Origin of the sequence: Ancylomarina salipaludis (assembly GCF_004122035.1) — a bacterium.
Taxonomy (GTDB): domain Bacteria; phylum Bacteroidota; class Bacteroidia; order Bacteroidales; family Marinifilaceae; genus Ancylomarina; species Ancylomarina salipaludis.
Genome location: NZ_SAXA01000019.1, coordinates 16,137 through 30,089, shown reverse-complemented (window position 1 = coordinate 30,089; position 13,953 = coordinate 16,137). Strand labels below are relative to the sequence as shown.

Sequence of the window (13,953 nt, the reverse complement as noted above, 5' to 3'; positions counted from 1 at the left end):
TATATATTTTATTTTTATCAGAAGGCTTAAGTTATCTTTTTACTTATTATGACTACAATATATTTGGGTTTTTAGTTCTAGAATTTGAGTTCATCTTTTTGTTTTAAAAGTCCAAATAAAAGCTCAGAATGTATTTTGTATCGACTTTATTTAAAATCTACGACTTAACAAGGGTTTTTAGCTCAGAATTTCTTAATTTCGTGCCAAATTTTTTGCAAACAATTATTATCTAAATATGAGTTGCTTCAATTGAAAGACAGTTGATTAGAATATAGCTGTTTAGGAATTGATAACTCAGTAAATCAATAAATAATGGAAATCCCAACAAAGTACAATCCTGCAGAATCGGAGGACAAGTGGTATAAGTATTGGATGGATAAAGGATTCTTCCACTCTGTACCAGACGAGAGAGAGGCGTATACAATTGTAATACCGCCACCAAACGTCACTGGAGTTTTACACATGGGGCATATGCTGAATAATACCATTCAGGATGTATTGGTCCGTAGAGCTAGATTGCAGGGAAAGAATGTCTGTTGGGTACCTGGTACTGACCATGCCTCAATTGCTACCGAAGCTAAGGTTGTAAACAAACTTAGACAAGAAGGTATTTCCAAGGAGGATATTACTCGTGATGAGTTTATGAAACATGCCTGGGAATGGAAAGAGAAACATGGCGGGATCATCCTGGAACAACTTAAGAAATTAGGTGCCTCATGTGATTGGGAGCGTACAGCATTTACAATGGATGAATCTCTTTACGATTCAGTAATCGATGTGTTTATCGATTTGTATAAGAAAGATAAGATTTACCGTGGTGTTCGTATGGTGAACTGGGATCCATCGGCGCAAACGGCTGTTTCTGACGAAGAGGTAATCCATAAAGAATTACAATCGAAATTATATTATTTAAGATATCAGGTTGAAGGATGCGATGAGTATATTACTATTGCAACTACACGTCCTGAAACTATTTTGGGTGATACGGCAGTTTGTATCAATCCTAACGATGAACGTTTTGCGCAATTAAGAGGCAAGCGTTGTATTGTTCCATTGGTGAATCGTTCAATTCCTATTATCGAGGATGAATATGTGGATATGGAATTCGGTACTGGAGCATTGAAAATTACACCGGCTCATGATATTCATGATTACGAAATTGGAGATCGTCATAATTTGGAGACCATCGATATTTTCAACGATAATGGAACCATGAGCGAGGCTGCACAGCTTTACGTTGGGAAAGATCGTTTCGAAGTTCGTGACCTGATTTTGCCTGATTTGGAGAAAGCAGGTAACTTGGTTAAGATTGAAGACTATGTGAATAAAGTAGGTTTCTCTGAGCGTACTGATGCCGTTATCGAGCCTAAGTTGAGTATGCAGTGGTTCCTTAATATGAAGGAATTGGCAGAGCCGGCTTTGGAACATGTTATGAACGATGATATTCAATTGCACCCTGCTAAGTTCAAAAACACTTACCGTCACTGGATGGAAAATGTAAAGGACTGGTGTATCTCCCGTCAGTTATGGTGGGGACAACGTATTCCGGTTTATTATTTGCCTGAAGGTGGTTATGTAGTGGCTAAAAATATTGAAGAAGCGCTTGTTGAAGCTACGGCTAAAACAGGAAAAACATATCAGGCTGAAGATTTACGTCAGGACGAGGATGTGTTGGATACATGGTTCTCTTCTTGGTTGTGGCCTATTTCGGTATTCGATGGTATTCGTAATCCTGAAAACGAAGAGATCAAATATTATTACCCAACTAATGATTTGGTTTCTGGTCCGGATATTCTTTTCTTCTGGATTGCTCGTATGGTTATTGCCGGGTATGAATATAGAGGCGAGAAGCCATTTAGTAATGTATATTTAACCGGTATTGTTCGTGACGAAATTGGACGCAAGATGTCTAAATCGTTGGGTAACTCACCAGACCCTCTGGACTTGATTGATAAGTATGGAGCTGATGGTGTTCGTGTGGGTATGTTATTGTGTTCGCCTGCCGGCGGGGACTTGCTTTTCAATGAAAACTTGCCAGAGCAGGGACGTAACTTTACAACTAAAATTTGGAATGCCTTCCGTTTGGTTAAGGGGTGGGAAGTTGCCGATATTGAACAACCGGAATACGCAAGAATAGCAACTGAAGTTTTCCATGCTCGTTTGAACAACACCATGGGGCAATTGGATGAGCAGTTCAAGCAATATCGTATCAGCGAAGCTCTGATGACTGTATATACCTTATTCCGCGATGAGTTCTCATCATGGTATTTAGAAATGGTGAAACCAGCTTATCAGCAGCCAATTGATAAGAAAACTTTTGATTCAACCGTTGTTCTATTTGAGAAGTTGATGCAGTTGTTACACCCATTTATGCCTTTCTTAACAGAGGAAATTTGGCAATTATTAGCCGATCGTTCTGAAGAAGATAGTATTATGGTTTCAGTTATGCCTAAGCCCGACTCATACGATGCCAACTTGTTAGCAAAATTTGAGCAAGTAAAGGAAGTGATTGTGGCTGTTCGTAATATTCGTAAGCAGAAAAACATTGCTTTCAAGGAAGTTTTAGAGATGAACTACAAATCAAAAGAAGATAACTACGATGCTTCTTTCGATTGTGTGGTGGCTAAAATGTGTAATCTGAATGAGATTACGCTTGCGAATGGTGAAATGACGGGTGCCATGTCGTTTATTGTGAATGCGATTGAGTATTTTATTCCGCTTGGCGATCTTGTTAATGTTGAAGAAGAACTTAAGAAGATGGAAGAAGAATTGAAATATACGCAAGGATTCTTAATGTCTGTTCAAAAGAAAATGAGCAACGAGCGTTTTGTAAATAATGCGCCTGCGAATGTGATTGAAATAGAGAAAAAGAAAATGGCTGATGCTGAAGCTAAAATTAAAGTTTTAGAAGATCGTATTGCCAGTATGAAATAATTAGTATTAATTATAATATATAAATGCCGTTTCATTTATTTGAAACGGCATTTATTATTCTCCTTTTCAAAGTTTATCAAGAAATTTTGCAATCCTTCTGAGTTATCGTTTGCAACGATAAAGTACGACTCTTTTTGTAACTGAATTACTAAAATTCTCTCTTTCATCATTGTCGAATACTTTTATGACTTTACCTTCGCAATCCCATATAAGTACTTTAAATATGCTATTTACAAGAGGATCTGTAATGGCAGAATAGAAAACTGTTTGGTTTTTATAAGTTGCTTGAAAGATTGATATTTGAATATTGCAATCTTTTAATGATTCCTTGTATTCCTTTAACCAAGTAAGATCTTCTAAGGGATCTGAAAATTCACATGTTAGAAGAGTTTCATCCTTGTTATTACAGCAAGATAATCCTATTAATATGAATAGGATAAAAATTAGTTTTCTCATCATTTTAGGATTTAGATATTTTTATTATGATGAGATTCTTGTTGATGGGTTGCGTTAGCTTTGTATTAATTTTTTCATAGTTATAATATCAATTGGCTTTGTTGGGGATGTATTTATATAAAACTATTCGATCAACAACCAGTTTTTCGAAATCATCAGATTCTCCTGATTTAAATTCTCTGACAACTCTTCCTTCGCAATCCAAAAGTGTCACTCCAAATGCTAACCTTACTCTTGGATCTGTAACCATTACATAAAAAACGGTTTCCTTTTTGTACGAAGCCTGAAAAATTGATTTTTCCACATCACTTTTGTTTAATGATTCTTTTAATTCCTTCAACCAGGGTAAATCTTCAAGAGGATTTTTTGATTGACATTTTAAAGCCGAACTACTGTTGCATGCCGAAAGTCCGATCAATATGACTAAAACACCAATTAGTTTTTTCATGATTCTTATTTTATCAGAATTACTTTTCTGATGAAGATAGTAATAAATGTTTGTATAAAGGGTGATTAATAAGTTTCCTAAGTCTTATATCTCTTAAAATTAGGTAGGATTGATGCTTGTAGGTTGGGTTCTTATAGGCTTTTCTTAGGAATAAAAGTTATGTCATTTACCTGGTATCTGTCAAAAAATAAATAAGAGCATTGAGGCTTATTTTTTATTCAGTTTGATTTTTTTAGATCGATTAGTTTATTAGGGAATTTATTCTTTATTTTGTATCGGATAAAAGAATCTTCTATTCTGATAAAAGATTTGTATCAGTTTTTTCTAATAATTATAAGATGGAAAATATTAAGCATATACCTGAAAACGGAAAGAAACGTGTCGTGATTATTGGGGGTGGATTTGCAGGTTTAAAGCTTGCTCGTCAGTTAGCCAATACGGCCTATCAGGTGGTTTTAATTGATAAGAATAATTACCACCAGTTTCAGCCTTTATTCTACCAAGTGGCTACATCGGGTTTAGAGCCAAGTTCTATTGCATTCCCTTTGCGTAAAATTTTTCAGAAACGTAAAAATGTTCATTTTCGAATGGCAGAACTTTTGGAGGTTAACCCCAACGTTCAGGAGATTTATACCAGTCTGGGAAAACTAAAATACGATCATTTGGTTTTGGCTACCGGAGTTGATACCAATTATTTCGGGAATAAGAATATAGAACAATTTGCTATCCCAATGAAATCAGTCTCTGAAGCCATTTTTCTTCGAAATTCAATTCTTCGAAATTACGAAAAAGCGCTCAACGAATCAGATCCTAAGAAGGCGGCTAATTATATGAATATCGTTTTGGTCGGGGGTGGCCCAACCGGGGTTGAGTTGGCTGGAGCATTGGCTGAGATGAAATCAGATATTCTGCCTAAAGATTATCCTGAACTCGATTTTAGTTTAATGAATGTTTATTTGTTTGAAGCTTCAGCTCGTTTACTGAATGGTATGTCGGATGTTGCCTCAAAAAAAGCAGAAACCTATTTAAAGAAATTGGGTGTAATTGTTAAGACTGAAGCTCGGGTTGCTGATTACGATGGACTAACAATTAAATTGGATAGCGGAGAAACGTTTCATTCGTACACATTGGTTTGGGCTGCAGGTGTAACAGCCCGATCGATTAAAGGTATTTCTGAAATAGCAGCTACAAAAGGGGGGCGATTGCGTGTTGACTTGTATAATCAGGTTTCAGGTTTGAATCATATATATGCCATAGGAGATTTATCTATTCAAAAAGAAGGAGAATTTCAGAATGGGCACCCTCAGGTTGCACAAGTTGGTTTGCAGCAAGCAGGTAATTTGGCCAGGAATCTTAAAAATCTTCTTCAAAATAAAAAACTGAAGGCTTTCCATTACAAGGATAAAGGATCTCTGGCAACGATTGGTAAAAATTTGGCTGTGGCTGATTTACCTGGCGTAAAGATGCAAGGTTTTATGGCCTGGGTGCTTTGGTTATTTGTTCATCTGATGGCTATAGTCGGGGTTAAAAACCGATTTTTCATATTAATCAATTGGGTTTGGAACTACTTTACTTCAGATCAATCCTTGCGAGTTTTAATTCGACCTAAGAAAAGAAGTTTTACCGACCGAGCTTCAGAGGAACATCAAAAAACAAATAAAATAAGTTTAAACTAATTGTATTTCATATCCTTATGAGCATCAAATGCACTTGTGTTTGATGCTTTCCTATTTTTGTGGCACAAGCTTTGCTGTGTAGAGCAATAAAAAGAGTGATACATCAGTTTAAGATTTATCCCTACCATAGGATAACAATTATTTGAAAATTTAAATACAATTGCCATGAAAAGATCGATAGTGAAGAAGTTGGTTGCCGGTACAGTATTGGTAACAGCAATTATATTTTCAGGATTACCTACTTTTGCTCAAAGCAGATCTCATCAGGATGAGAGAAATAGACAGGAAAACAGTAAATATACCAAGAGAACTAAAGGGTATAAGCATGAGGATAAAAGAAATTATCATACTAAAAGTCATAAGGAAAATAGACACCATCATGATCAATATTCTAAAGTCAGAACCAGACATTATGAAGGGGATCATTACCACAAAGGTGGAAGAGTAGTTTACTATGACGATAGAGGCCATAAGCATGAGGTTCGTCGTTATTATAAGCGTCATGGACACAGATGTTATGCACATCCAAGATATGGTGATGTTGTTGTTAGATTTTCAGTAAGACCGACAATTATTAATCATTGTGATGGTGACTTTTATTATGCAAGAGGTCGTTATTATCAGTATTATCCAGAGATTGGTTATGTGAGAGTTGAGGCACCACAATCAACATGTTTTGAGCATATTCCTGATGGTTGCGAACGTGTTTCATATAGAGGAGGAGTTTACTTTAGACTTGGAGATTTGAGTTTTGTGAAAGATGGAAGGGGATTTCGTATCGCCGGATCAATTGACTTATAATTAATGATTAGATTATCTGTGTAAAAAAGGAGGCGCTGTTAGCGCCTCCTTTTTTTATACCAAGCCTTGAGCCAGCATGGCCTCAGCAACTTTTACAAAGCCTCCAATATTGGCTCCATCCATATAGTTGACAAAGCCATCTTTGGTTTTGCCATACTTCACACAAGTGGTATGAATATCCTGCATGATTCGTTTCAGATGGTTGTCAACTTCTTCCCGAGTCCAGCTTAATCGGAGAGAGTTTTGTGACATTTCCAATCCTGAAACTGAAACTCCTCCAGCATTCGCGGCTTTTCCAGGACCATATAGAATTTTATTTTTTAGGTAAACCTCAATCGCTTCAGGTGTTGAAGGCATGTTGGCACCTTCTGAAATGCAAATGCAACCATTCTTAATTAATAATTCAGCTTCTTCTTTATTAATTTCATTTTGAGTTGCAGAGGGCAGAGCCACATCACATTTTATTTTCCATGGTCTTTCGTTGGGGTGGTATTCTACACCGAATTTCTTAGCGTATTCTTCAATTCGACCTCTCTTTATATTCTTAAGGCGCATAACATACTCTAGTTTTTTGGCATCAATCCCATCAGGATCGTAAATAAAACCGGAAGAATCAGAAAGTGTAACGACTTTTCCTCCAAGTTCAATAATCTTTTCGACAGTGAACTGAGCGACATTTCCCGATCCTGAAACGGTTACGATTTTGTCTTTGAAGTTGTCATTTTGGGTTTTTAGCATCTCTTCAGCAAAATATACATTGCCATATCCGGTTGCTTCAGGACGAATTAAACTACCTCCCCATTCCCGTCCCTTTCCGGTTAACACCCCGGTAAATTCATTTCTCAACCTTTTGTATTGTCCAAACAGGAACCCAATTTCACGCCCGCCAACACCTATATCTCCGGCGGGAACGTCTGTGTTTGGTCCAATGTGTTTGGAGAGTTCGGTCATAAAACTTTGGCAAAATCTCATCACTTCCCCGTCAGTTTTTTGTTTGGGGTCAAAATCAGATCCTCCTTTACCACCTCCCATCGGTAATGTGGTCAAACTATTTTTGAATACCTGTTCGAAAGCTAAGAATTTCAATATGCCCAAATTCACAGTAGGGTGAAATCGAAGCCCGCCTTTATAAGGACCAATGGCAGAGTTCATCTCAACCCGGTAGCCTTTATTAATTTGAATATTTCCTTTGTCGTCTACCCATGGCACTCTGAAAATGATAATACGTTCGGCTTCTGACATACGTTCCAGGATTTTAGCATTCTTATACTTGGGGTTGTCTTCGATAAAATCGAGTAGTGATTCAGTGACTTCATGTACAGCCTGATGAAATTCGACCTCACCAGGATTGCGATTAATTAAGTTGTTCATGAATTCTTTTCCGAAACTAGAATTGTCAATACGGGTCATAGCTTAAGGTATTAGGTTGGAAAAACGAATTTATTGTCTCATTAATAATCTTGATTTTCGTTGGATAAGAAAAATCTGGTTGTTGTAGATTTCTTATTAAAGGTAAAAAATAAATACTTGAGAGTCAAGATTTTAAATGATCTGATTTTTTGTTAAATTTAAAAGGGCACAAAATACAGACTTATGACATCTCAATCAGATAAAGGAAAAGTTTCTCGTTTAGCTAAAGAGAATATTGAGCGATTGAAGGAATTGGCGGCTATTAATAAAACCACAGGTATTATTAAAGAAGCACAATCAATTCCTGATACATTACAGCATATTAGCTTTATTTTAAAGGAGGCTATGCAGTATCCTACTTATACGTCGACGCGTATTACTTTTGATGGTCGCCAATATTTAAGTCCGGATTTTAGTGATTCGCCATGGGTTTTGAGTCAAAGTTTTGATTGTATTGATAAGAGAAAGGGTCTGATCGAAATTTTTTACAATAAAAAGTTTGAAGACTTGTATGAAGGTCCTTTTCTTAAAGAGGAACGCGATCTGATAGATAATATATCGAATATGATTTCGGGGTATATAAACACCGAAGCGGGGAAATATTTGATAACAAAAACAGATGAAGAGTATTCTGATGATCCATACATAGAGGGACCTTTTGTTCGGGTTGAGAATAGGAATCTGTTGAATGATTATCTGAATAGGAATAATGCTGATCGGGATGTATATCACGATTTGATGCCTTTTAAGGTTAAAGAGATTTTGCTGGTAGCAAATCTTTATGATGCTTATAATATTGAACGGGAAGGACGGTTTACCGAGCAGATTTTTGATGAATATCATCAGTTGAATTTATCATCCATGCCAAGGGTAACAGGTGTTTCATGTTGTGATGAGGCGTTGAAACAACTGAGATCGAAACATTTTGATATGATAATTGTAATGGTAGGTGTTGATAAAAAAACACCTATAGAGCTTAGTCATCGGGTCAAGAAAGAGTTTCCTTATATATCAATTTTTCTTTTACTGAATAACGATGTTGATATTAGTTTTTATGAGGAAAAACACTATGATTTAAGTAGTGTTGATAAAATTTTTGTTTGGAATGGTGAGTCACAGGTTTTTGTCGCCATGATTAAAAGTTTAGAGGATAAGGTAAACGCTGAAAATGACACTGATGTTGGACTGGTTAGAGTTATCCTTCTGGTTGAAGATTCTGCAAAATATTACTCCCGTTACTTACCTATGCTTTATCAGAGTGTAATGGCCCAAACTCAAAGAATTATTGATGATGTGATCACGGATCCTCAATATAAAATCCTCAGGATGCGGGCCCGTCCTAAAATTCTCATGGCTTCGAATTATGACGAAGCTTTATCTATCTTCAATCGATATAAGGACTATCTGCTTTGTTTGATTTCCGATGTGAAGTTCAGAGTGCATGATGTTATGGACGAGAAAGCGGGGATTAAATTGGTGGAGCAAATTAGGAGTGAATTGCCCAATTTACCCGCTGTTTTGCAATCCTCGGATGTTGAGAATGCTTCTTATGCCAAGGATTTAAAATGTAGCTTTATTGAGAAAAATTCGGATAATTTGCGTCAGGATATCCGTTCTTTTATCGAACAGTATTTAGGATTTGGCGATTTCGTGTATAAAAATATTCATGGTGATCCTATTGTAACGGCTAAGTCGTTAAGGGAGTTTGAAGAACATTTGTATAATATTCCGGCTGAATCTTTAATTTATCATGCTAACCGGAACAATTTTTCTTTGTGGCTAATGGCTCGTGGCGAGGTGAAGATTGCAAAGATGATTGCCCGTTATAAGACGACAGATTTTAAATCAGCAGAAGATATTAGGGCATATCTGATAAACATGATTCATGAGTTTCGTAATGAAAAACAGAAGGGGAAAATTGTAGCTTTTAAAACTCAACCAGGCTTTAATGAGGAGAATATAGTGGCATTGTCATCAGGTTCACTAGGTGGAAAGGGACGAGGATTGGCTTTCATAAACTCGATGCTTTATAATCTGAATCTGAGTAGTTACGTGCCTGGAATTAATGTGAAAGCACCAATGACTGCTGTTATTGGTGTGGATGAGTATTTGAATTTTATAGAGCGTAATGATTTACTCGATAAAATAAAACAGGCATCGAATTATGAAGAAATTCAGCAATTATTTTTGGAAGGTGATTTGAGATCCCGATTAAAAAATAGAGTTAAGCATATTCTGTCGAATTTTGACCGACCCTTGGCAATTCGTTCTTCTGGTTTGTTTGAGGATTCCCTTCAGCAGCCGGTTGCCGGAATTTTCCAGACGTATTTGTTACCCAATAGTAATCCGGATTTAAATATTCGGTTGCAACAGGCTTTGGATGCAATTAAATTGGTGTATGCATCCGTTTTCTCTAATGAATCTCAAACCAGCATTCACGGGAATAATTATTCTGTTGATGAAGAGTTAATGGGAGTCATTATTCAGGAAGTTGTGGGTAATGTGTATGGCGATTATTTTTATCCGCATATTAGTGGCGTTGCGCAATCGTATAATTATTACCCTTACGGGCATATGAAACCTGAGGAAGGGTTTGCTGTTTTGGCTGTTGGGTTGGGTAAGTATGTGGTTGATGGTGAAAAAGCCTATCGTTTTTCACCAGCCTTCCCGGCAAGTGAGAATAATACACCTAAAGATCAGTTTAAAAATTCTCAGACTGAATTTTATGCCATAAATCTCAGGAAAAAAGAATTGAACTTACTCGAAGGAGATACTGCCGGACTTATTCGATTGGATATTGATGATGCCGAAGATCATGGAACTTTGACTCACTGTGCCTCAGTTTATGATGCCGAAAATGATACAATTAGCCCAGGTTTGGATAAGTACGGACCTCGAATTATAAATTTTGCCAATATTTTAAAATACGATTATATCCCTTTGGCTAAAACAATTCGAACTCTGCTTGAGATTATAGAAGAAGCAATGGGAGCAGCTGTTGAAATGGAATTTTCTGTCGATTTAAATCGGGATGAGGAGGGGAGATCGTCTTTTTATATTTTGCAAATAAAACCGTTGGTGGCAGGTGCTGACGATTATAATATCGATTTGGATACAATTAATCCTTCGGAAAGTATGATGTTTTCAGATACCGGAATGGGGAATGGTTTGGTCGAAGGCATCAGAGATGTAATTTTTATTGATCCGGACCTATTTAAGAAAGACATGACAGTAGAAATTGCGGATAAAATTGCTGCAATCAATCAAAAAATGGCTCATGAAGATCGGTATTATATCCTAATTGGGCCGGGACGTTGGGGAACCCGGGATCAGTGGATTGGTATTCCTGTGCAATGGAAGGATATTTCCAGATCCAAACTGATTGTTGAAACGAGCTATAAAGATTATCCTTTGGAAGCTTCTTCAGGTTCACATTTTTTTCATAATGTCACATCGATGAATATTGGGTATTGTTCGGTTTATCACCACTCCGAATCTTCACATATTGAATATGATATTCTTAAGAAACAAGAGCTGATTGAGGCTGATGGGGCAATTAAGCATGTGCGATTTAAGAAACCAATCACGATTAAAATGGATGGGAAAAAGCGGCTTGTTGTTGTAACCAATTCATGAGTTTAAATAAAAAAGTTCCAAAATGAGTCGACCTCAATCCTGGAACTTTCTTAATCTCATTTAAGTTGATTTATTTTTTTCTGATCATCATCAGTCCGTGACGAATGGGGAGTATTAAATTTTCTACACGATCGTCGTTCTGAATGTGATCGTTAAAATTCAAGATGCCTTGAGTTTGTTTGTCATTCGGATCGATATCTTCCAAAACTTTACCATCCCATAAAACATCGTCAGCTAAAATAAAAGCCCCTTGCTTTAATTGTGGAAAAATGGCCTCGTAATAGTCAACGTATTGGCGTTTGTCGGCATCGATAAAAACCAAATCGAATTCGCCCTCAAGCTGAGGAATGATATCTAAAGCCTGGCCAATATGAAATGTGATTCGATCTTCATAACCGGATTGCTTGAAAAAGTTTCTTGTAAACTGTTCAAGTTCATCATTGCAATCAATGGTGTGGATTTGGCAATCAGATGATGTTCCCATCGCCATCGAGATGGCAGAATATCCCGTATAAGTTCCTATTTCCAGAATGCGCTTAGGCTTTTGGAGCTGACAAATCATCTTTAGAAATTTACCTTGTAAGTGCCCCGAAAGCATTCTTGGACGAAGCATCTTTAGGTGAGTTTCTCTATTGAGATCTTTAAGTATCTGTTCTTCTTTTTCAGAATGTCTGAGTATATAGTCTTCTAGTGCTTTATTTACTTCTATCATTATTTATACATCAAAGTGGTCAAATTGTCTTTGTTCAATATCTCGTTAGATACTTCAAGGAGTTCTTCTGCAGTAATGCTTTCAATTTTATCGTAAATAACTTGTTGAGAATCAATCTTGTCATAAAGAAGATAACTTTTCCCAACGCTGAGCATCAGGTTCTCGTTGTTTTCACAGGAAATGGCAATCTGACCAAGAATTTGGTTCTTGGCACGTTTTAATTGCATCGCTCCGAGTTTTTTTGTGCAGAGCAAATCCATTTCTTTGTAAATAAGAGACAGGCATTTGTCCAGATAGCCTTTGTCGGTGCCAAAATAAATACTGACAACACCGGTATCAACATAAGGCGAATAGTTCGATTCGATATTGTAGGCCAAGCCGTGTCTTTCTCTAAGACTTAAATTTAAGCGTGAATTCATTCCTGGTCCTCCCAGTAAATTGGTCAGGAGAGAGAGAGGGATACGTTTGTCATCATTTAAATCGTAGGCAATATTGCCTAAAATGCAATGGCGCTGGTGTGTATTCTTTTCTACTACTAGCGTTCTGGGTTTGTATATTTGTGGTTTTACTCTTTTGTTTGTACGAGTGTTTTCCGGAATAGCTCCAAAGAAAGCTTCTACTATTTTAATTAACTTCTTAAACGAGATATTTCCAACAGAGGAAATAACCATTTGATCGGTGTGGAAGTGATTTTTTATGAAGTTTTGGATATCCTTTTTGGTGAATTTTTTGATGTTTTCAGGTGTTCCCAAAATATTTCGTCCGATGGGATGGTGTTTGAATATTAAATCTTCAAAGTCATCAAAAATCAATTCCGAGGGGCTGTCCTTATAAGAGTTGATTTCGTCCAGAACAACCTCTTTTTCCTTTTCTAATTCCTTTTCAGGAAAAGTGGAGTTAAAAGTAATATCACTAATTAATTCTAACGCTCGTTTATAATCTTTGTCAAGGAATGTTGCATAAATACAAGTCTCCTCTTTTGTGGTATAAGCATTGAGTTCTCCCCCCACATCTTCCATTCTGTTTAGAATGTGATAGGCCTTACGTTTGCTCGTTCCTTTGAAGATAACATGCTCTATAAAGTGAGCAATTCCCCATTCAGCATCAGTTTCATCACGAGAGCCGGTATTTAGAATGATTCCACAGTGGGCTACTTTTTGATCCACCTGACGATGAATTAAACGGATACCATTTGATAATGTGTGAGTTTCGAAAAGCATATTGAGATTTATTAGGCTGCAAAGGTAATAAGAACTTTATATATCGATTAAAATACCTGTTTATTTTCGAAGATTTATTTGGAGGCGATATTTTTTTGCTTACTTTTGTGTCGCTCAAGTAAAGCGGTGCCATAGCTCAGTTGGTAGAGCAATGGACTGAAAATCCATGTGTCCCTGGTTCGATTCCAGGTGGCACCACACTTAAAACTTGAACACAAATTATAATAGGGTACCATAGCTCAGTTGGTAGAGCAATGGACTGAAAATCCATGTGTCCCTGGTTCGATTCCAGGTGGTACCACTTATTATTTTTTGAAACCCATTGGGTGCCATAGCTCAGTTGGTAGAGCAATGGACTGAAAATCCATGTGTCCCTGGTTCGATTCCAGGTGGCACCACCCAAGAAGCCGATCATCAGATCGGCTTTTTTTATACCCTATATTTTCTCCTTTGAGTATTTCCCAAATTTATATTTTTTGTATTCAGTTTATTGTTATGTATTAGATGGTTGTGGTTTTATGTTGAAAAAAAATAAACTTTAAGTGTTAAAAGTTAGGTGTTTGATTTATAAAAATTGTAATTTAGTTACCCTGTTTATTTAGGGCTTAAATTAATTATGTACCTATGAATCTATGGTTTGGTTCGTAGATTTTTTTTGTA

General features: G+C 36.7%; 9 protein-coding genes and 3 tRNA genes. 7 read left to right on the top strand and 5 right to left on the bottom strand.

Annotated elements, in window-relative coordinates; genetic code table 11:
* Window positions 1-312: 312 nt before the first annotated feature.
* The gene (locus EO244_RS15445) at window positions 313-2,934 is read left to right on the top strand and encodes a valine--tRNA ligase (protein WP_129255590.1); all 2,622 of its coding nucleotides are present in this window, start codon (window positions 313-315) and stop codon (window positions 2,932-2,934) included.
* Between the two features lie 102 nt (window positions 2,935-3,036).
* On the opposite strand, the gene EO244_RS15440 is transcribed toward EO244_RS15445, so the two are convergent.
* Both EO244_RS15440 and EO244_RS15435 read right to left on the bottom strand, forming a co-directional pair.
* On the bottom strand, window positions 3,037-3,390 hold the full coding sequence (locus EO244_RS15440; protein ID WP_129255589.1) for a hypothetical protein: 354 nt from the start codon (window positions 3,388-3,390) through the stop codon (window positions 3,037-3,039).
* Window positions 3,391-3,478: 88 nt separating this feature from the next.
* Entirely contained in the window at window positions 3,479-3,838 is a 360-nt protein-coding gene (locus tag EO244_RS15435) for a hypothetical protein (protein ID WP_129255588.1), read from the bottom strand.
* Window positions 3,839-4,176: 338 nt separating this feature from the next.
* Here EO244_RS15435 and EO244_RS15430 point away from each other — a divergent pair, with 338 nt between their 5' ends.
* Both EO244_RS15430 and EO244_RS15425 read left to right on the top strand, forming a co-directional pair.
* A complete protein-coding gene (locus tag EO244_RS15430) occupies window positions 4,177-5,514 on the top strand; it encodes an NAD(P)/FAD-dependent oxidoreductase (RefSeq protein ID WP_129255587.1) in 1,338 nt (445 codons plus the stop codon).
* Window positions 5,515-5,679: 165 nt separating this feature from the next.
* Window positions 5,680-6,315: a DUF6515 family protein gene (locus tag EO244_RS15425; RefSeq protein ID WP_129255586.1), complete on the top strand. Its 636-nt coding sequence runs from the start codon at window positions 5,680-5,682 to the stop codon at window positions 6,313-6,315.
* Window positions 6,316-6,369: 54 nt separating this feature from the next.
* Here the strand turns inward: EO244_RS15425 and gdhA are convergent, their stop codons facing one another.
* Complete coding sequence (gene gdhA, locus EO244_RS15420; protein WP_206734585.1) at window positions 6,370-7,725, bottom strand: NADP-specific glutamate dehydrogenase; 1,356 nt, start codon at window positions 7,723-7,725, stop codon at window positions 6,370-6,372.
* 183 nt (window positions 7,726-7,908) lie between these two features.
* On the opposite strand from gdhA, the gene EO244_RS15415 reads away from it, so the two are divergent.
* The gene (locus tag EO244_RS15415) at window positions 7,909-11,361 is read left to right on the top strand and encodes a PEP/pyruvate-binding domain-containing protein (RefSeq protein ID WP_129255585.1); all 3,453 of its coding nucleotides are present in this window, start codon (window positions 7,909-7,911) and stop codon (window positions 11,359-11,361) included.
* Window positions 11,362-11,431: 70 nt separating this feature from the next.
* Here the strand turns inward: EO244_RS15415 and EO244_RS15410 are convergent, their stop codons facing one another.
* Window positions 11,432-12,073: an O-methyltransferase gene (locus EO244_RS15410; RefSeq protein ID WP_129255584.1), complete on the bottom strand. Its 642-nt coding sequence runs from the start codon at window positions 12,071-12,073 to the stop codon at window positions 11,432-11,434.
* The gene (locus EO244_RS15405) at window positions 12,073-13,293 is read right to left on the bottom strand and encodes a M16 family metallopeptidase (RefSeq protein ID WP_129255583.1); all 1,221 of its coding nucleotides are present in this window, start codon (window positions 13,291-13,293) and stop codon (window positions 12,073-12,075) included. The genes EO244_RS15410 and EO244_RS15405 overlap by 1 nt, the downstream gene beginning before the upstream one ends.
* A gap of 125 nt (window positions 13,294-13,418) precedes the next feature.
* Here EO244_RS15405 and EO244_RS15400 point away from each other — a divergent pair.
* The 3 genes from EO244_RS15400 (at window position 13,419) to EO244_RS15390 (ending at window position 13,691) form a co-directional block, all read left to right on the top strand.
* Window positions 13,419-13,491: transfer RNA gene (locus tag EO244_RS15400), tRNA-Phe, on the top strand.
* A 30-nt stretch (window positions 13,492-13,521) separates the two neighbouring features.
* Window positions 13,522-13,594, top strand: a tRNA-Phe gene (locus tag EO244_RS15395).
* A 24-nt stretch (window positions 13,595-13,618) separates the two neighbouring features.
* Window positions 13,619-13,691 (top strand) — tRNA-Phe (locus EO244_RS15390).
* Window positions 13,692-13,953: the final 262 nt, after the last annotated feature.

What these genes read in the sequence shown, in the direction of transcription:
- EO244_RS15445 (WP_129255590.1), top strand. Translation starts at nt 313, where the DNA reads ATGGAAATCCCAACAAAGTACAATCCTGCAGAATCGGAGGACAAGTGG.
- EO244_RS15440 (WP_129255589.1), bottom strand. Translation starts at nt 3,390, where the DNA reads ATGAGAAAACTAATTTTTATCCTATTCATATTAATAGGATTATCTTGC.
- EO244_RS15435 (WP_129255588.1), bottom strand. Translation starts at nt 3,838, where the DNA reads ATGAAAAAACTAATTGGTGTTTTAGTCATATTGATCGGACTTTCGGCA.
- EO244_RS15430 (WP_129255587.1), top strand. Translation starts at nt 4,177, where the DNA reads ATGGAAAATATTAAGCATATACCTGAAAACGGAAAGAAACGTGTCGTG.
- EO244_RS15425 (WP_129255586.1), top strand. Translation starts at nt 5,680, where the DNA reads ATGAAAAGATCGATAGTGAAGAAGTTGGTTGCCGGTACAGTATTGGTA.
- gdhA (WP_206734585.1), bottom strand. Translation starts at nt 7,725, where the DNA reads ATGACCCGTATTGACAATTCTAGTTTCGGAAAAGAATTCATGAACAAC.
- EO244_RS15415 (WP_129255585.1), top strand. Translation starts at nt 7,909, where the DNA reads ATGACATCTCAATCAGATAAAGGAAAAGTTTCTCGTTTAGCTAAAGAG.
- EO244_RS15410 (WP_129255584.1), bottom strand. Translation starts at nt 12,073, where the DNA reads ATGATAGAAGTAAATAAAGCACTAGAAGACTATATACTCAGACATTCT.
- EO244_RS15405 (WP_129255583.1), bottom strand. Translation starts at nt 13,293, where the DNA reads ATGCTTTTCGAAACTCACACATTATCAAATGGTATCCGTTTAATTCAT.